Source organism: Mucilaginibacter sp. P1_D10 (assembly GCF_056406215.1).
Map to the genome: position 1 here is coordinate 137,413 of NZ_JBFUAP010000007.1, position 17,593 is coordinate 155,005.

At 45.4% G+C, this 17,593-nt stretch carries 14 protein-coding genes and 1 tRNA gene; 6 read left to right on the forward strand and 9 right to left on the reverse strand.

Annotated features, from left to right (window positions below; genetic code table 11):
* Position 1 precedes the first annotated feature (1 nt).
* Both AC1DYT_RS13060 and AC1DYT_RS13065 read left to right on the forward strand, forming a co-directional pair.
* Positions 2–784: an ABC transporter ATP-binding protein gene (locus AC1DYT_RS13060; protein ID WP_477470042.1), complete on the forward strand. Its 783-nt coding sequence runs from the start codon at positions 2–4 to the stop codon at positions 782–784.
* Positions 781–1,554: an MlaD family protein gene (locus AC1DYT_RS13065; RefSeq protein WP_477470043.1), complete on the forward strand. Its 774-nt coding sequence runs from the start codon at positions 781–783 to the stop codon at positions 1,552–1,554. The genes AC1DYT_RS13060 and AC1DYT_RS13065 overlap by 4 nt, the downstream gene beginning before the upstream one ends.
* Before the next feature lie 77 nt (positions 1,555–1,631).
* On the opposite strand, the gene AC1DYT_RS13070 is transcribed toward AC1DYT_RS13065, so the two are convergent.
* From AC1DYT_RS13070 to AC1DYT_RS13090, 5 genes are all read right to left on the reverse strand, one after another.
* Entirely contained in the window at positions 1,632–2,147 is a 516-nt protein-coding gene (locus AC1DYT_RS13070) for a glutathione peroxidase (RefSeq protein ID WP_477470044.1), read from the reverse strand.
* Between the two features lie 44 nt (positions 2,148–2,191).
* Positions 2,192–2,617 carry an rRNA maturation RNase YbeY gene (gene ybeY, locus AC1DYT_RS13075; RefSeq protein ID WP_477470045.1) on the reverse strand — a complete coding sequence of 142 codons (426 nt, stop codon included), beginning with the start codon at positions 2,615–2,617 and terminating at the stop codon, positions 2,192–2,194.
* On the reverse strand, positions 2,617–3,039 hold the full coding sequence (locus tag AC1DYT_RS13080) for an ATP-binding protein (protein ID WP_477470046.1): 423 nt from the start codon (positions 3,037–3,039) through the stop codon (positions 2,617–2,619). Before AC1DYT_RS13080 ends, ybeY begins: the two co-directional genes overlap by 1 nt.
* Before the next feature lies 1 nt (position 3,040).
* Positions 3,041–6,361, reverse strand: a complete 3,321-nt coding sequence (locus AC1DYT_RS13085; RefSeq protein ID WP_477470047.1) for a DUF4175 family protein — start codon at positions 6,359–6,361, stop codon at positions 3,041–3,043.
* A 90-nt stretch (positions 6,362–6,451) separates the two neighbouring features.
* Positions 6,452–6,862, reverse strand: coding sequence for a hypothetical protein (locus tag AC1DYT_RS13090; protein ID WP_477470048.1), 411 nt, complete (start codon positions 6,860–6,862; stop codon positions 6,452–6,454).
* 142 nt (positions 6,863–7,004) lie between these two features.
* On the opposite strand from AC1DYT_RS13090, the gene AC1DYT_RS13095 reads away from it, so the two are divergent.
* A tRNA-Pro gene (locus AC1DYT_RS13095) sits at positions 7,005–7,078 on the forward strand.
* A 174-nt stretch (positions 7,079–7,252) separates the two neighbouring features.
* Here AC1DYT_RS13095 and AC1DYT_RS13100 read toward each other — a convergent pair.
* A complete protein-coding gene (locus AC1DYT_RS13100; protein ID WP_477470049.1) occupies positions 7,253–8,482 on the reverse strand; it encodes a CehA/McbA family metallohydrolase in 1,230 nt (409 codons plus the stop codon).
* 293 nt (positions 8,483–8,775) lie between these two features.
* On the opposite strand from AC1DYT_RS13100, the gene AC1DYT_RS13105 reads away from it, so the two are divergent.
* From AC1DYT_RS13105 to AC1DYT_RS13115, 3 genes are all read left to right on the forward strand, one after another.
* Positions 8,776–11,778, forward strand: coding sequence for a SusC/RagA family TonB-linked outer membrane protein (locus AC1DYT_RS13105; RefSeq protein ID WP_477470050.1), 3,003 nt, complete (start codon positions 8,776–8,778; stop codon positions 11,776–11,778).
* A 23-nt stretch (positions 11,779–11,801) separates the two neighbouring features.
* Entirely contained in the window at positions 11,802–13,388 is a 1,587-nt protein-coding gene (locus AC1DYT_RS13110; RefSeq protein ID WP_477470051.1) for a RagB/SusD family nutrient uptake outer membrane protein, read from the forward strand.
* Positions 13,389–13,454: 66 nt separating this feature from the next.
* A complete protein-coding gene (locus AC1DYT_RS13115; RefSeq protein WP_477470052.1) occupies positions 13,455–14,534 on the forward strand; it encodes a phosphatidylinositol-specific phospholipase C1-like protein in 1,080 nt (359 codons plus the stop codon).
* Between the two features lie 255 nt (positions 14,535–14,789).
* Here AC1DYT_RS13115 and AC1DYT_RS13120 read toward each other — a convergent pair whose 3' ends face one another.
* From AC1DYT_RS13120 to AC1DYT_RS13130, 3 genes are all read right to left on the reverse strand, one after another.
* Positions 14,790–15,245 (reverse strand): hypothetical protein, encoded by a 456-nt coding sequence (locus AC1DYT_RS13120; RefSeq protein ID WP_477470053.1) that lies wholly within the window; start codon positions 15,243–15,245, stop codon positions 14,790–14,792.
* Between the two features lie 30 nt (positions 15,246–15,275).
* Positions 15,276–16,385: an alpha/beta hydrolase gene (locus AC1DYT_RS13125; protein WP_477470054.1), complete on the reverse strand. Its 1,110-nt coding sequence runs from the start codon at positions 16,383–16,385 to the stop codon at positions 15,276–15,278.
* A gap of 137 nt (positions 16,386–16,522) precedes the next feature.
* Positions 16,523–17,383, reverse strand: a complete 861-nt coding sequence (locus AC1DYT_RS13130) for an OmpA/MotB family protein (protein ID WP_477470055.1) — start codon at positions 17,381–17,383, stop codon at positions 16,523–16,525.
* Between the last annotated feature and the right edge of the window lie 210 nt (positions 17,384–17,593).

Sequence of the window (17,593 nt, forward strand, 5' to 3'; positions counted from 1 at the left end):
CATGGCAGAGCACATACAAAGCAACAACGCGCCAAAGCACAAGCCCGATGAGGTGGTGGTAGATATCGCGCACATTTCCAAATCATTCGGCGATAATGTGGTACTGAGCGATTTAAGCCTGCGGGTAAAACGGGGCGAGAACGTGGTAGTGCTTGGCAAATCGGGGCAGGGAAAATCGGTAACCATACAGTGCCTCGTGGGGCTTTTAAATCCTGATGAAGGCACAGTAAAGGTATTTGGTGATGAAGTTGCCAAAATGAGCGAGCGACAGTTAAAAAAGCTGCGTACCCGGGTGGGTTTCCTGTTCCAAAGCGGGGCTTTGTACGATTCTATGACCGTGCGCGAAAACCTCGAATTTCCGCTTACAAGGGTCTTAAAAATGAAGGACAAGGCAGAGATAGACCAACGCGTAGAAGAAGTGCTGGAAGGCGTAGGATTGCTCGATGCGATTGATAAAATGCCATCGGACCTATCGGGTGGCATGCGCAAGCGGGTAGGCCTGGCGCGTACCATGATTGTAAAGCCCGAAATAATGCTTTATGACGAGCCTACCACCGGCTTAGACCCCATCACCTCGCGCGAGATAAGCGAGCTGATACTCAACATGCAACAGAAATACAAAACGACATCTATCATCATTACCCACGATATGGAATGCGCCAAAATAACCGGCGACCGCTTGGTGATCATGAACGATGGCGAATATATAGCCGAGGGCACGTTCGACGAGCTGCATAACTCGGACGACGAACTGGTAAGGTCATTTTTTAACGAAACAACATGAGAACCACATCATCACAAAAAATAAAGATAGGCGTATTCACCATAATAGGCTTCGTGATACTGCTGTTGGCAGTATTCTTCATCGGCAATCAAAAAAGCCTGTTCAACTCTACGTTCAGGGTATATGGCACGTTTAAAAACGTAAACGGCCTTACCGTAGGCAACAACGTGCGTTTTGCCGGCATCAACGTGGGCGTGGTAGAGGGCATCAACATCGTTACGGATAGCTCGGTAAGGGTTGACCTTAGCCTGAATAAATCGGTAAAGAAATTCATCAAAAAAGATTCCAGGATGAGTATCGGCAGCGACGGGTTGATGGGCGATAAGCTGGTGGTGATAGCCCCCGGCGGCGTAAACAGTACCGAAGAAGTTGGCGAAGGAAATGAGCTGAACTCGGTAAACCCGATGGATGTTGACAGGATTTTCAACAAACTGGTCCGGGTAGCCGATAACGCCGAAGTACTCACCAGCAACCTGGCAGATATCGTAGCTAAAGTAAACAACGGCAAGGGCAGCATCGGCCGCCTGCTGAACAACGATAAAATAGCCCGCGACCTGGAAGGCACCGTGCGCCAGGCCCAAACCACCATGAAAGGTGTTCACGCCACCACCGCCACCCTCAACGAAGACCTTAAGGCGGCGCAGCATAATTTCCTGCTGAGGGGTTTCTTCAAGAAAAAAGAGAAGGCCGCCAAGGCAAAACAAGACTCAATCAAAAAAGCTCAGGAACAGCTCAAAAAAGACAAGGAAAAAGCGAAAAAACAGCCCTAAAATTGATGCATTATGGCAAATACAGGCAAAAAAAAGGAGGCGATTTCGCCTCCTTTTTTATTATATCAATGTTATGATTACAACGCGCTGGTAATCTGTGGATCTAACGGAGTTACAGCAGAGCGGTAGCGGTGTATCAGCTTGCCGTTCTCGTCAATTAAAAATTTCTCGAAGTTCCACTTGATATCGCCTTTAAAATCGGGGTTATCGGCAGTGGTAAGGTATTGGAACAATGGGTCGATATCCAAACCTAAAACGCTCACCTTGCCGCTCATAGGGAAAGTAACCGCGAAGTTATCGTGGCAAAACGCTTTGATATCCTGGTTGGTACCTGGTTCCTGCCCGCCAAAGTTGTTCGCAGGGAAGCCTACTACTACCAGTTTGTCTTTGTACTGATCAGCAAGTTTCTGTAAATCAGTGTATTGTTTAGTATAACCGCATTTTGAAGCGGTGTTTACGATAAGCACTTTTTTGCCTTTGTACTTAGCCAGCGAGAAATTTTTCCCGTCGATGGTTTTTAGTTTGAAATCATAAACAGATGAGGGAGCCGATGTTACGAACATCAGCGTAAGTATTAATGCAAGTGTTTTCATTGGTTAAAAAATTGGATATGACTAATTTACAGGTAAAAGTAGCATTAAAAGGTACGTGTACCCAAATATTGGTCTTCTTTTAATGTCATTTTTTTCTTGTCGGCGGCAGATTTATCCTTGTAGCCCAATAAATGCAACGCGCCGTGTATCATTACGCGGTGCAACTCCTGCGCTTCGGTTACGGAAAATTTGGTGGCATTCTCCTTTATCCGTTCTACCGAAATAAAGATATCCCCCACGATAATACCCTCCTCTTCGGAGTTATCGAAGGTAATGATATCGGTGTAGGTATCATGATCAAGATATTGCTGATTTATTTGTAGCAGGTACTCGTCTGTGCAGAAAATATAGGTAAGTTCATCAAGCTTATAGCCCTCTGCCACAATGGTTTCGATAATCCATTTGCGTACAGCAGTTTTGTTTTTTAGTTTATAGCTGATGCCCTCTTCAAAGAAATTTATGGCAGGCATTATATTTTAAAGTGTAGTTCCACCTCGTTGCCTTTGGCGTTGAATATGCATTGATCGGCAAGATGTTTCAGGATGAATACGCCTCGGCCGGTAAGCTCTTCAAGCCTGTCAGGCGCTGTTGGGTCGGCCAGGTTGTTATAATCAAACCCGTTTCCCCGGTCGGTAACAGTCCATATTACGCGTTTGGGTTCTACATCGGCATTTACTATAACGGTCTTGCTTTCGTCGAGTTTGTTGCCGTGTACAATAGCGTTCACCACGGCCTCGTTCAAACAGGTCATCATGTTGGCAAAGGTATCGTCGCTAACGCGGTATTTATCAGCAATTTCCTCTATCAAAGCCTCCAGCTGTGTTATGCTTTCGTACCTAGATGGAAGCTGCAATGTATATAATTGCCCCGCCTGAACGTTTGGCTGCTCCATGTCATTTAGCATTAAGTTGATCAAAGTATAGTTTTATTTTTTGCCTGTAATACAAATTTAGTGCCGATGGAACGGTTTTCAGCTGCTCTGTTTGCTTTGTTTTTATCCGCTCGTAATCCTGCAAAGCTTTTATGTATCCGGGGGGCATGTCGGTAGCGGTACGGGCCTCCCTTTTTGGATCCTGATCGCGTTGCTGTTCGGCTTTGTCGGCCTCCAGCAGGCGTGTTTGTATCTGTTGCTGCCTCTTTAGTGCTTCATCGGTAATTCTCCTGTTTACGAGATCGTTCTCAGTTTGTTCCATTTGTTTTGCAATTTTATCCAAATTGCCCGGTTTACCGCTACCATCTTTATTATTTTGCTGGTTTAGCTGCTGCAGGCTTTGCCTTATGAACTGCTGTTCGCGGGCCATGCGGGCCAATTGCTCGCTCATTCCCTGGCCCTGTCCCTGCCCTTTTTTGCCTTGTTGCTGGCCCTGTTGCTGCATCTGGTCGCGGGCTTTTTGCATGTTTTGGTTTAGCTGCTGCTGCATTTTGCTTAGCTGCGATAACGATGGTTGCCCGCTTTTGCCCTTGCCGCCCTTGTTCATCTGCTTTTGTAGTTGATCTAATGCCTCGCTTAGCAACAGTGCCAGGTTGTTCATAGATGTCATGGCGAATTGCTGGCTGCGTATGGCTTCGGCGGTTCGGCGGTCGCCCAGTTTTTCCAGTGCCTGGTCTATCATGGAGTTGATGGCTGTAACCTCCTTATTCACCGTCGATTGTATCTGCGGTACCCGGCGGCTTATGGCATACAGGCTATCCTCGGCCGTTTTCAGGTTATCTCTGATGTCTTTTTGGCTTTGCGCCAGCTTGGTGTAGTTTGGGTCGGTCGGGTTCATGCCGCGGAATTGCTGCATTAGTTTTTCTTGCCCGAATGAGCTGTTCACCAACGATTTAAGCAACTCGCGCAGTTGCCGGGCATCTACAGCGTTTTGGCTGTCCTCGCCTTCCTCCTCTTCCTGCTGCATTTTTTTGGCTAAATCTTTCATCTGCTGCGCTGCAGATTGCTGTGCTTTGGCGGCTTGCTTGCGGTTATTCTTTTTAAGGTTTTCGCTGCCCTGGCCCATTTGCTCGTCTATTGATTTTTTCTCTTCCTCCGGGTTATCGAAGTTTTCCTTTTTACCGTTGGCATCGTTGGTTTTCTGCAAATCGTCCAGGGCCTTTTTTATCTGCTGGAACTGCTGGTTAAGTTTTTCCTGCTTTTGCAGGTTGGTTTGTATCAGGCTCTCATCCTGTCCTTTATCGGCCAGGCCCTGCTGCTCTTTCGATAAATCTTCCAATTGGTTTATCACCGTGTTGAGTTTCTGTTCAAAATCGAGCTTTTTATAAAGATCCAACATGCGGTCAAGCTCTTTCTTCAGCGATTTATTGTCCTGCTGCATTTTGCCAAGCTCGTCGCGGGTAGAGTCTTTTTGGTCCTCGTTAAGCAGTTGCTGCAGCTTCTCCAGCATATCACGGGTTTTATCGTCGAGCACGTTGTTGAACAAGTCTTCGATTTGCTTTTGTTTTTCCAGCAGCTCGTTAGTTTGCTTGAGGCCCTCTTTGCGGTTATACAGGTTCTTTTTGTTGTCGGCTTGTATATCTTTCAGCAACTCTTCCAGATCCTTGCGTTTTTGCAGTAATTGCTCCACCTGCTTTTTATCGTCGAAGCTGAGGGTGTTTTTATCCAGTAGAGCCTGGTTCAGTTTCTGTGCGTCTTTCTCTATCTGCATGGCCAATTTGGCTGCCGATGCCATTTTGTCTTTCAGGGCCTGCGAGCCGGCATCCAATTGCTCTGCCAGCGCGGCTGCATCGGGCACGGATAAAACGCGCTCGGGCGAGCGGGTTGTTTTTGGGCCATTAACGCCGTCGTTATCTGCCACTTCGAAATAATAGGTAACCTGATCGCCGGGTTTTATGCCGGTGCTTTTCAAATCCCAGAAATGGAAAAAGCCGCTTTGTGTTGCAGATAAATCTGCTTTAACCGTTTTCGTGAACGATTTTTCTGCGCCCTTTTCGCCGATTTTATAATGGAACGTAAGCGAAGAAAATCCGTGGTCATCCTGTATCTTCCCGTTGAAGTAGATGGCTTTCAGGCTGACGCTGTCGGGTTTTTCCTGTACTTCTATCGCGGGGGCTTCATCGGCAACTACGCTGATTCGATACCCGGCCGAATCGCTGTGCGTAACCGTTTGGTTAAGCGGACTTACAGCATACGTGGTGTTTTTGAGTATGCGTTCGCGATGCTGGAAAAGCCCGGGTGCCGATTGCGGGATATTGACGGCTGTGTTATTGAGTTTGAACAGCAACTGCGTGGCGTTTTGCGTATGGAAAGCCCAGTTTACCACCGTGCCTGCGGGCAGGGTAAGGTCGCCGGCGTTGGGGATAGTTTCGTTCTTTTTGTGCAGGTATGCCGGGTAGCTCAGCTCTGCATCGAAGTGGAGCAGAACCGGTTTAAGGCTTACCGTTATGTTATAAGGGGCCGATTTAAAGCCGTTGCCGGATAAGCGGAAAGAAGTGCTTTGCTGCAAATTACTGAACAGGTAATGGAAACGGCTGATGTTCTCTTTATCCAGCTTAAAAGTGTTGCTGGCCGTTTCTATATAAACATCGGCAGGGAGTTTATCGCCGGATAGCTTTAGTTCCAGCTTAAAATCTTCCCCCTGTATAGCCGAGAGGCTTTTATTTATTACCTCGAATTGGAAGGGGGCCACCGGCGCAAAATATTCGTTATGGCGGATGAGCCTTTTGGTACTCTCCGTAAGTATAGATGGTGCCGCGAAACCGATGATGCAGATAATGGCCGCCGGCGGGATAACGTATTTGAGGTATTTATTATTCTCGCGGATGTTTACGGCAGACGGAAAGCTCACCGGCTTCAGCGTTTCTATCTTTTGGTTGATGCTGGCTTCAATCAGGTCGCGGTGTTCGGCGTTTTCCAGGGCTTGTTTCTTTAGCTGCAGAGTGTTCAGCAGCTTATCGTTTACATCGTTGAAATGCTTGCCTATAATTTCCGCAGCTTGCTGGTGCGTAAGCGTTTTGCCCAATTGCAGGCGGGCCAGTAAGGGCGGCAACACGAGCCAGCAGGCCAGTGACAAGTTGAGTACGATAAAAAAGTAGAAAAGGATGGTGCGTAGCGTACTGCTGAAGTTGCCGAAATATTCGCCCAGGGCAATAACAACATAAGCCGAAAATAAACCCGCGCCCAAAAATATCAGCCCGCGCAGCAGGTTGTTATAATGGTATTTACGTATAAATGTGTCGATCTTATCAATCAGCACACCGTAATTCTCGTTGGGGGTCATATACAATGTGGCTAAGCTACACTTATGCAGGATAAACGAAAATAAGGCTTATTTTAATACACTGCACCGTTTTTATTACAATCAGGCATTTTATTCCTCTTCGGCCGCCTCAAACATAAGGGCAACAACACCACCACGCTCGTTTTGCGGGATCAGCGTAAGCTCGGTTTCCGATAGGCTCGCTATCTTGAACGTATGCCGCATGCGGGTATCCGGGTTTACTACGATCAGGCTGTCTTCTATCTGATAGGGCACGGTAAAACTCTTCGGCTCGGGGCGAGTTATTGTATTTACCAGGACGGTGCTGTTACGCAGGTCGAAAGAGCCGGGGTCTATGCTATCGCGATTCACGGAGGTGTCTTTTGCGGCGGGTTTCAGCGCTTCGGTCTTTTTGTATTTCCACAATTTGTGGATGTTGGGCGTATCATTGCAGGAAAAGATGAACAGCGGTAAGGCCATTAAGCCCGCGAAAGCAAAGCGGATAAATTTAGTTGATGCCATGGAACAGGTAACGATTATTTAAAGATAACGAATTATGATGTACAGAATGTATTGGCAAATTTAAACACATTCTTATATTTGCAATCCATTTGTTCGGGAAGCTGATAAGCCATCGGCAACACAGCAAATGTTTTAAAAAGTTCGGGATGTAGCGTAGCCCGGTATCGCGCCAGCATGGGGTGCTGGAGGTCGGAAGTTCGAATCTTCTCATCCCGACTTGAAAGTTAAGGACTTATGATTGAAAAATCTGAGTCCTTTTTTATTTGGTCTATCCTAGGTCTAACAGCTTCCTTGTGTTTTAGTACGACTTTTATTGCTAAAGAAAATTACATAATCGTCCTGAAGTTCGAGGCAGATTCGGCTTCAGGCATAGATTTTTACATTTAATCTTTAAAAATTCGGATCGAAATTGAAGTATATTGGGTTTGATAATCCTACCATATTGCCATTTACGGCCATCGCTCCCGGAACCTGGGGATAAGGCGTACCCGGGCCTTCCACCGTTACGCGGTAATAAGTGCGCCCAAGTTTTTTTGGGGTATCTGTAAACTGTATCATCGGCATTTTTCCGCCGGTTTCAAAAGTGCCGAATTTGCCGCCATCCTTAATTACGGTGATGGTAAACGTACCTTCTGGAATGTGCTCCCCGGTAAGCTGAACACGAAACGTAACCGGCTTGCCCGTTGCTTTAGCATTATCGCCCATCATCATATCCATTTTTCCGTCATCGTTAATATCAGCGTAAAATTCAACGCGGGGGGCATACGGGTTTGAACTGATAGAAACACGGCCGTTTGTAAGCGCATCTATCACCGCCTGCGAGCTGCGCTCTTTAGCAAAAACCCATGTTGTTGGGGTGCCTACATAATTGGCGTTTCTCTGGCCGCTATTGGCTGTTGTTTTGTCGGGCGAATCCGGGGTCCCGTGATGCGCGTCGCTTCCGCCCCGACCGGTAAGCTTACGGCCCGAGGATAGCATATCGTCCCAAATCATGATGGCGTTGGCGTTTTTGCTCCAAACTACCGAGTTCCACACCTCTATGGAGTTAACCAAATCGTACGAGTATCCAAAATTATCTTTCCCGCTTGGATGATTAGCGGATAGGTGAATGTCAAGTTGTCTTTTTATCCTGCCTATTACGGTGTCCCGTTGGTCGCGCACGTTGTAAAGCAACTGATGATTATAGGGTTTTGCCGAAAACACATTGGCATGTCCGCGGGTGGTTGTCAATTCTGCACCATATAATAACAGCACAGAATCTGATTTAAATTCCGGATCGGTCCATGTGTTATGCGCAACATCGCCATCCACATGGTTATCATGATCGGTAATACAAATAAAGCCCATTCCAACAGATTGTGCGAACGCTAAGATCTTTCCAACTGAATTATTGGAAGATTCTTTACTGTGGCTGGAGTGTATATGAAGTTCGCCTTTTAGCCAAATACCTTTCGTAAGGCTGCTGATAGGTGGCAGGGTACCAACGTCTTTAATAGCCCAGGGATTTTTGCCGGGTGACTGTGCCGATACAGGGTTGCAAATAAAAATACCGGCAACAAACAGTATTATATAAAAGAGCGTACGCCGAACAGCGGTTTTTGTAAAGTTGTTTTTAAACATGATATAGCCAATAAGCTTATAAACGTTTGTGTGACATTAGCTGGCAATACTACAAAAATGATGTAAAGTAATTTTTATCAAAGTGTTATAATAAATACGGAGGTAGATTCTGCCTTCCCCTTTAATTTTTTATTAACGGAGTGTTAAGTGCGTGTGGCTTTTTTGGAATTTAACAAGCAGTGAATTGCAAATGATATCAATATACTAACGAGTGGTTGATATTTTGATAATAAAGCATCCTTTACTTTGCATTTAATTTAATAGAAGTCCTACATCCCCATTATCATTTATTTATGAAACAAATTTACCAGCGCTTTTTTAATGGTACAAGCTATCATTCGAGGCAATGGGTACTGCTGCTTTGCGCTATTATATTCAGCGTATCGCCGGCATTATCACAAACAGCGCGTACCGTAAAAGGTAACGTTACCGACGAAAAAAACCAGCCGCTCCCCGGCGTTTCGGTAGTTATAGCAGGCACTAATACCGGCGTAATGACTGATGTAAACGGCAGCTATGCCTTGACGGTTTCGGGCAATATCGTTTCTTTAAAATTCAGTTACATTGGCTACCTGCCAAAAGAGGTAAAAGTTGGTGCGGATAACACCATTAACGTAAGTTTACTGCCCGATGCAAAACAACTGAAAGATGTTATTGTAATTGGTTACGGTACTTCGAGCAAAAAAGATGTTACGGGTGCTATTACCTCGGTAAAAGCCGAAGACTTTAACGCCGGCGTTTTAACTACGCCCGCAGAGTTGTTACAGGGGAAAGTTGCCGGTTTAAACATTACCAAAAGCGGCGACCCGAACAAACAACCCGCCACAATTTTACGTGGCCCATCTACCTTACGCGAGGGTGCGGCACAGCAGCCATTTTATGTGATTGACGGCGTACCGGGTGCTTCTATAGACCTGCTGGCACCTGCTGATATTGAAAGCATAGATGTATTAAAAGATGCATCATCAACCGCTATTTACGGATCGCGTGCTGCAAACGGGGTAATTATTGTTACTACGCGCAAAGCAAGGGCTGGTCAAACAAGGCTAACGTACAGTGCCTACGGTGCCGTAGAGAAAATATCAAAAAACATTGATGTTTTAACTGCCGACGAATTGCGCAAATATTTAGCCGATAATGGTGTGGCCCCTTTAGCCAAACCATTAGATGATGATGGCTCTAACACCAATTGGCAAAAACTGGCAGAGAGAACAAGTTACTCGCAAAACCACAACCTTTCTTACAGCGGTGCTGGCAACAATGCCGAATATGGCGCAAGTGTTAACTATTTTAAAAACGACGGCGTTTTAAAGAACACCAACTTACAGCGAACCATTTTTAAAGGCTACATTAACCAGCGTTTTTTTAATGACAGGCTTAAACTGGGCATAACACTTACAAATAGTGCAACCAAAAGCGATGATATTATTCAGAGCCAGGTACTATCGGGCATATTGTTTTACCTACCAACAGTAAGTCCTTTTAACCCCGACGGCAGTTATAAGGAAAACTTTGCCCGTACAGGCAGCGGTACCTTAAACCCGCTATCGTTAATTGATAACAACTTCATCAAAACCGACAATAATAAAACCCTTGTAAATGGTTTTGCATCGGTGGATATATTAAAAGGCTTGAAGTTTACCTTAAATGGTTCTACCCAGAAAGACCAAAACAACGTAAATACCTACTTCAACAGCAAATCAGGCCTGGCAGTAGGTTTGGGTGGTGTTGCTAACCGTACCGCTTACAAAAACACCAGTGATGTAGTAGAAGCTTACTTAAACTACGATAGGGAATTCGGCTTGCATTCGGTTAAATTATTGGGTGGCTACTCTTACCAGCAAGACCGCACCAATGATGGCTTTGGCGTACAAACGCAAGGTTTCTCTAACGATAATTTAACTTTTAATAACCTGTTCCTTTCCAACCCAAGCAACCTGTCTCAAATCAAGTTCGATCCCAACTACATCTCTACGTTACGGTTGATATCCTACTACGGCCGTGCCCAATACCAGTATGATAATAAATACTTGTTACAGGCATCCCTAAGGGAAGATGGTTCATCGGCATTCGGTATCAACCAGCGCCATGGGTACTTCCCTGCAGTTTCTGTAGGCTGGAGGATCATCAGCGAAAAGTTCATGGAGAAAGCACCAGTTATCAGCGATCTGAAGCTACGTGCGGGTTATGGTGTATCGGGTAACAGCTTAGGTTTTGATGCATTTACAGCACAACTGATATATGGTATCCCTCCGGGCGGTGGTAAATTCCTGAATAATGGCGTTATCACCAACCCTATCGGTCCGGTACGTAACGACAATCCCGACTTGAAATGGGAAAGCACCGCCACTACCAACATCGGTTTAGATTTTGGTTTATTAAACAACCGCATCACCGGTTCGGTAGATTATTATATCAAAAAAACCTCCGACTTGATCTATACCTATCAGGTATCTACTACCCAATATTTCTACCCTTTGCTAACGGCTAACGTTGGCAAAATAAAAAACAGTGGTATCGAGGTAGTTTTAAACGCTATACCTGTAAAATCGCAAAGCTTTACCTGGCGCACATCGTTCAACGTATCGCATAATAAAAACGTAGTAGAGAGTTTGTCAAACACCCAGTTTGCTGTAAATAACATATACTCTGCTCAATTAGGCGGTAAAGGCCAATCTGGTAACTATAGCCAGGTTATTCAGCCGGGTTATGCCATTGGTACTTATTACTTATGGCATTATTTAGGCAAAAACGAAAATGGCGTAAGCACGTATCAAAAAGCCGATGGCAGTACCACTGCTGCACAGCCGCTAACAACAGATCAGCGTATCACCGGCAATGCGCAACCAAAATTGATATATGGCTGGAGCAACAGTTTCAACTATAAAAATTTCGATTTCAACTTCCTGGTACGGGGTGTTTACGGCAACCAAATATTAAATGCTACGCTTGCATCATTAAACAACCCTGCCGATTCTAAATTCCAGAATATCCCGCGGTTTACACTGGGCGAATCGTTTAAAGATATTAATGGTTACCTCATTTCGGATCGTTTCCTGGAAAGTGGCTCTTATCTGCGTTTAGATAACGCTACGTTAGGCTATACCATCAGGCCGAACAGCAAAACAATTAAAAATGTACGCCTGTACCTATCCGGCAATAACATTTTTGTGATAACCAAATACCGCGGCGTTGATCCGGAGATCAATATCGGCGGCTTAACCCCGGGTATCGATAATAAAGATTTTTACCCTAAAACCCGCACGTTTAGTGTTGGTGTAACCGCTTCATTTTAAACATCCATATCCCATAAATACAGATGAAAAAGATATTTATATTATTTGCCGGTATTGCAGTACTTGCCGGCACCTACTCCTGCACAAAATTAGATGTGCCGGTAGAGTCGCAGTACGTTAAATCAAACTTTCCGGTTACCGATGCGGATTATAACGCCTTGCTGGGTACTATTTACTCCAACCTATCCTCCAACTATGCGGTACCCTATTGGCGCATGCAGGAGCTTTCTACCGATGAAGCTATTTTACCGGCCCGCGATGGTAACTTTGACGATGGTGGCCAATACCGCCAGCTACACTACCACAGCTGGACGTTCGATCACCCCAATGTTATTACAATTTGGCAGTGGGGCTTTGGTGGTGTAAATACTTGTAACCGTATCATCAGCCTGGTAAATGCTTCGCCATCGTCTGAAGCAAAAAAGGCAGCCACCATTGCCGAAGTAAGAGCAATGCGTGCCCTTTACAACTACTTTATGATGGACCTTTATGGTAACATACCGCTGATAACCGAGTTTCCGGTGGCTACACAACCAGCCACGCAAACCCGTGCAAAAGCTTTTGAATATATTGAAAGCGAACTGCAAGGCGTTTTACAGCAATTGCCTGCAAAAACAGATGCAAACGCAACACTTTATTATGGCCGCCCAACTAAAGCCATGGTGTTTGCCCTATTGGAGAAAATGTATCTAAATGCACAGGTATATACAGGCACCGCAAAATATACCCAGGCTGTTGCCATGGCCGATAGTGTTTTAAAGAACAGCAACTACAGCCTTGATGCCAAATTTCGCGACGTATTTTTGCCAAACAATGGTCCGCAGATAAAAGAGACGATATTCGCCATCCCTTATGATCAGCAAATACCGGGTAACCAGTTCACCCGTTTTGGTTTCTTTTATTACCTGGTGAATGCTTACGGCTTCAATGTAGGCCTGAGTATAGCCATGAGCACCACGCCCGAGTTTTACAACCGCTTTAACTTACCCGGTGATGTACGTACAAAAACATGGCTGGCCGGCCCGCAGTTTGCACCTGACGGTAGCGGTGGTTTTACAACACAACCGGTATATTACCCAGGTACAACTACTCAAATTTACATTGAGCCCAAGTTAACTTTGGTCCCCGGCAAGCCGATGGATTTGGGCAACACCATTGCCAGCCAGTCGGAAGGCGTTCGTTCTTTAAAATATTATCCCGACCCAAGCATTATACAAGCGACTCGTTTAAACGGAAACGACGTGCCTGTTTTCCGTTTGGCCGATGTAATGATGATGAAAGCCGAAGCCATTTTACGCGGAGCTGCAGCCACTACTGTTAACGGCGAATTGCAAACGCCGGATGTATTGGTAAACAAGATCCGTGCCCGCGCCGGCGCGCCGGCCGTTGCTGGTATCGATCTGCCTGGTTTACTGGATGAGCGCGCACGCGAGTTTTCCTGGGAGGGATGGCGCCGTAACGACCTGATCCGTTTTGGTCTGTTTGAAACGGAGTATCCATTGCCAAACGATGTGCTTACCATGAACAAGGATGTTAACCGCAGGCTTTACCCTATACCTGCGCAGGAAATTAAACTTAACCCTAAGCTGGTTCAAAACCCAGGCTATTAATAATTAAACAAATAAAATAGTGCAGCCCCGGCTATTGAGCCGGGGCTGTTTTTAATGCTACCCTTCATGAAACTCACATTCGGTTTATTACTTATTTCGCTTTTGGCCTTGCCTGGTGTAAATACAGATCCCGGCGATAATGTACCCATCAACCACATACAGGTTATCGGCTCGCACAATAGTTATAAAAGAGCTATCGACCCAAAACTGTTTAAGATACTACAACGGGCAGATTCTGTATCTATGAGTAAAATAGATTACAGCCATATAAGCCTTACCGAACAACTGAATTTAGGCCTTTTAGATTTAGAGATAGATGTTTACGCGGATACCCTAGGTGGAAAATACGCCCACCCCAAAGGGCTGGACTGGGCACCTGGCCAACCCGCTTACGATACAGAAGGGCAGATGAAACAGCCCGGTTTTAAGGTTTTCCACATACAGGATATCGATTACCGGAGCAATTGCCCTACGTTTAAAGGGTGCCTGCAAGAGTTAAAAAAATGGTCGGAAGCGCATCCAAATCATCACCCCATCTTCATTACTATGAACGCAAAAGATGAGGTAATGAAACGCCCCGGATTTACCGTCCCCGATAGATTCACATCGGCCATTTACGATAAACTGGATAAAGAAATTGCCGACAACCTGGGCTTAAGTCACGTATTAACACCAGACAATGTTAGAGGCCAATATAAAACCCTCGAAGAGGCTGTATTACATCAAAACTGGCCTACGCTGAAGCAAGCCAAAGGGAAATTCATTTTCTTGCTGGATGAAACAGAGCCAAAGCTTAGCGAGTATATCAGCGGCCATCCTTCACTTAAGGGCAGGATTCTTTTTACCAACTCCGAACCCGGAACGCCTGAAGCGGCCATCCATGTGATGAACGACTCTAAAAAACAAATGCTGCAAATTACCGCGCTGGTTAAAAAAGGCTACATTATCCGCACACGTGCAGATAGTGATACCCAAGAAGCGCGTGCTAATGATAAAAGCAGCTTTAACGCGGCCATGCAATCTGGTGCGCAAATCATCTCTACAGATTATTATAAAAAAAGCGGACATTTTAAATCCGATTATACCGTTGCTTTTGCCGGCGGTGAGTATTTTAGATTAAATCCGTTATTCAAATCGGGTAAATAAGCCGTTAACAATAGTCAAGAAACTTTTAGGTCTAACATTTTAGTCAAAAACAACCTAAAAACACGTAATCAAAAAAACAGAAGATAGCGGTTTTTAGTCAATGAAAATAGCCGACTTAAAGGCATTGGGTGCTGGAGTTCGGAAGTTCGAATCTTCTCATCCCGACGATTAAGTTAAAAACCTTTAGGTGTAAGTCTGAGCGCTTTTTAATTGAGAGAACTTTCGATGCAAATATGTTGGTTAATAATCGTTTATTTAACCAAACAATGATGCCCAAAATGATTTTCTTTTAATCGACGTTAAAATAGCCTTTACATCATTTACTTGCTTTTGAGCAGGATCGGTGGAACATATAAACGTAGCAATGATAAAATTCTTCCCGTCGGATATATGCCAAACAGAGATGTGGGGAAACTCTGAACTTGAAAACTGAGCACATCCAAAAATGCCGTATGAGCAATTGCCGGACACCTCATGTTGTAAAGCACCAAAATTATTTTTTAACCCCATATTCTTAGAGAAATAGACCAGGTCTGTTAAGCTTGGATTGGGGATCTCGCCGGATACATACTCTACTGTCGAAATTTGCAATACGCCGGGATCGTCAAGGGTATTATCAATAAAAGTTGGAGGGCCATCAGGGTTATCTGGCGAAATATCTACCCAGTAAATAGGAAGCTTGATATTAAGTTTTTTCAATCTTTCATCCATCGGAAATTATTCGTGTATAAGCGCTGCAATTTATTTCTTCACATAATCCTTCCAAAGCCACTCAAGCGCCTCAGGAAGCGTTTGCATTTTCACTTTATGGTCAACGTGCCCGGCGTTGCGGGCAAAAACAAATTGGTATTGATAACCCTTGGCGGCGAGAGCTATTGCCATCTTTTCGTTGGCGAGCACCCAATCGTGCATATCGTCGCGCATGATGTTGGGGTTATACAAATCCCGGTCGCCTACTTCCATCCATATCCGTAAGGGTTTGGGGCGGCTCTTTGGGATCAGCGTTGTATGGAATCCCCAGGCGCCTTGCGGCGTTTTTGGGTTGTAGGGCCACTGCTGATTTATAAACGTACCCGAATAGCTGAGCACGCGGTGATATAATTCCGGATGGTACCAGGCCATAATCAACGCGCACGACGCCCCGGAACTGCCGCCCATGGTAGCACGCGCGTCGGGGTCTTTGCTTAGTTTTACCTGGTACTTGCTTTCCACCAAAGGGAGAATTTCATTTTCAACAAACTCCGCATAAAGGCCATTCATTGTATCATACTCCAGGCCCCTTTGGCTGCCCTGGGCGTCGCCGCTGCCGTTGCCGATAGAAATGGCAATCATCGGCGGCACTTTTCCTTCGGCGATCAGGTTGTCTAATACGGTAAAAAGCAAATCGTCGGGCCCATCGGCACCAATAATAAACGGCGCTGCAGTACCCGTAACATATTGTTTTGGAACATACACGGCCACCTTGCGGGTATAAGGAGCCGGATGGCTTGTAGTAACAATTAGCCTGGCCGGGTTTGCTGGATCGGGAACGCCGAACGTGTTTGGTTCCCGGGCAATTCCGGGATAAATTTTGCTATCCTTCGAATCAATGGTAAAGCGGTATACGGTGCCTTGCGGCACATTTGTTTGAACTATCGATTGCGGTGCCGGATTATGCGTGGGGCCGATAATGAAATTTCCGTTTGCGCCGGGCGAAGGGATGGTGCCATCCGGTAGTTCTGTAGCCGATACATAACCAGGTGTATGCGGGTCGCGGATGGGTACCTGGGCCATCACGGGCGTTATAGCCCCAATGGTGCAAAGCAACATGCCCATCAGGATGATGCGATCAATAGTTTTAGCTGGTTTCATTTAGGTTGATTTAACGGATTTTACGTTGGTGGCTTAAAGTTAAGGTTTGTGCATCAATATCTTGAATTAACCTTTCGGCATAAAAAAAGGCGAACCCAATGGAGGCTCGCCTTTTTTATTTAACACGATTCTATCGGTTATTGCTGTTTGTCAGGGGCCTTGTTTATCAGTTCCATAAACTGATCCAGCTTAGGGGTAATGATGATTTGGGTGCGCCTGTTCTTAAGTTTACCCGAGTCGGTTGTGTTATCGGCCACCGGGTTGTATTCGCCACGGCCGCCGGCTGTTAAGCGTTTGGGATCTACCTGGTAAGTGTTTTGCAGGGCCTGCACAACCGATGATGCACGCAAGGCGCTCAGATCCCAGTTGTTGCGGATATTCTTCTGCGAGATTGGCACGTTATCGGTATTGCCCTCTATCAACACATCATACGTACTGTAGTCTTTAATGATTTTGGCAATTTTGCTTAAAGTAGCGCCGGCCTGATCAGAAATTTCGTAACTGCCCGATTTGTAGAGCATATTATCAGACAGGGATATGTAAACCACCCCTTTCAGCACCTGCACGTCTACACCTTGCGCTTCGGCTTGGCTGAGTGAACGGGTGAGGTTGTTTGTAAGCACCAGGTTAAGCGAGTCGCTTTTGTTCTTAGCGTTCACCAGTTGCTGTATGTAACGGTTAGAGGAGTTTATCTCATCAACCAGTTTAGAGATATTTACGTTGCCCTGGCTGCCCGATGTTAAGCATTTATCCAATGCAGCCTGCAATTGTTTGGCATTTGCCCTTTCGTTGGCCAATTGGTCTTCCAGGCTTACCACGCGGCCCGTGCGTACGGCCAGATTTTGCTGGCTGGTTAAGAACTGGTTCTTAAGATCGCGGTTGCTGCTATCGAGCTGGTTGTAATTGCTTTGCAGTTGTTTATATTGTTTTGAGCTAACGCAACTTTGTGCCAGTGCTGCCAGTACAAGCAGCGCCGGTATTAATAGTCTGATTTTCATAATGTATCATTTAATAATAAATAGTTGAATGGCTATAATAACACCTTTTATTCATAAAGGTTTTAACGACGCTAAATAAGCCCACCCGGCCATTAAAAAACATGACGAACATTATAATTGCTGGTGCTTATGCGCATCAAAAACCAAAAATGTTTTTATACATTTGCGCGCATCTTACTGATTATCAAACACCGTACCTACGCCTCCTTA

What these genes read in the sequence shown, in the direction of transcription:
- AC1DYT_RS13080 (WP_477470046.1), bottom strand. Translation starts at nt 3,039, where the DNA reads ATGGAGCAGCCAAACGTTCAGGCGGGGCAATTATATACATTGCAGCTT.
- AC1DYT_RS13100 (WP_477470049.1), bottom strand. Translation starts at nt 8,482, where the DNA reads ATGTTTAAAAACAACTTTACAAAAACCGCTGTTCGGCGTACGCTCTTT.
- ybeY (WP_477470045.1), bottom strand. Translation starts at nt 2,617, where the DNA reads ATGCCTGCCATAAATTTCTTTGAAGAGGGCATCAGCTATAAACTAAAA.
- AC1DYT_RS13085 (WP_477470047.1), bottom strand. Translation starts at nt 6,361, where the DNA reads ATGACCCCCAACGAGAATTACGGTGTGCTGATTGATAAGATCGACACA.
- AC1DYT_RS13070 (WP_477470044.1), bottom strand. Translation starts at nt 2,147, where the DNA reads ATGAAAACACTTGCATTAATACTTACGCTGATGTTCGTAACATCGGCT.
- AC1DYT_RS13125 (WP_477470054.1), bottom strand. Translation starts at nt 16,385, where the DNA reads ATGAAACCAGCTAAAACTATTGATCGCATCATCCTGATGGGCATGTTG.
- AC1DYT_RS13060 (WP_477470042.1), top strand. Translation starts at nt 2, where the DNA reads ATGGCAGAGCACATACAAAGCAACAACGCGCCAAAGCACAAGCCCGAT.
- AC1DYT_RS13090 (WP_477470048.1), bottom strand. Translation starts at nt 6,862, where the DNA reads ATGGCATCAACTAAATTTATCCGCTTTGCTTTCGCGGGCTTAATGGCC.
- AC1DYT_RS13065 (WP_477470043.1), top strand. Translation starts at nt 781, where the DNA reads ATGAGAACCACATCATCACAAAAAATAAAGATAGGCGTATTCACCATA.
- AC1DYT_RS13120 (WP_477470053.1), bottom strand. Translation starts at nt 15,245, where the DNA reads ATGGATGAAAGATTGAAAAAACTTAATATCAAGCTTCCTATTTACTGG.
- AC1DYT_RS13110 (WP_477470051.1), top strand. Translation starts at nt 11,802, where the DNA reads ATGAAAAAGATATTTATATTATTTGCCGGTATTGCAGTACTTGCCGGC.
- AC1DYT_RS13105 (WP_477470050.1), top strand. Translation starts at nt 8,776, where the DNA reads ATGAAACAAATTTACCAGCGCTTTTTTAATGGTACAAGCTATCATTCG.
- AC1DYT_RS13115 (WP_477470052.1), top strand. Translation starts at nt 13,455, where the DNA reads ATGAAACTCACATTCGGTTTATTACTTATTTCGCTTTTGGCCTTGCCT.
- AC1DYT_RS13130 (WP_477470055.1), bottom strand. Translation starts at nt 17,383, where the DNA reads ATGAAAATCAGACTATTAATACCGGCGCTGCTTGTACTGGCAGCACTG.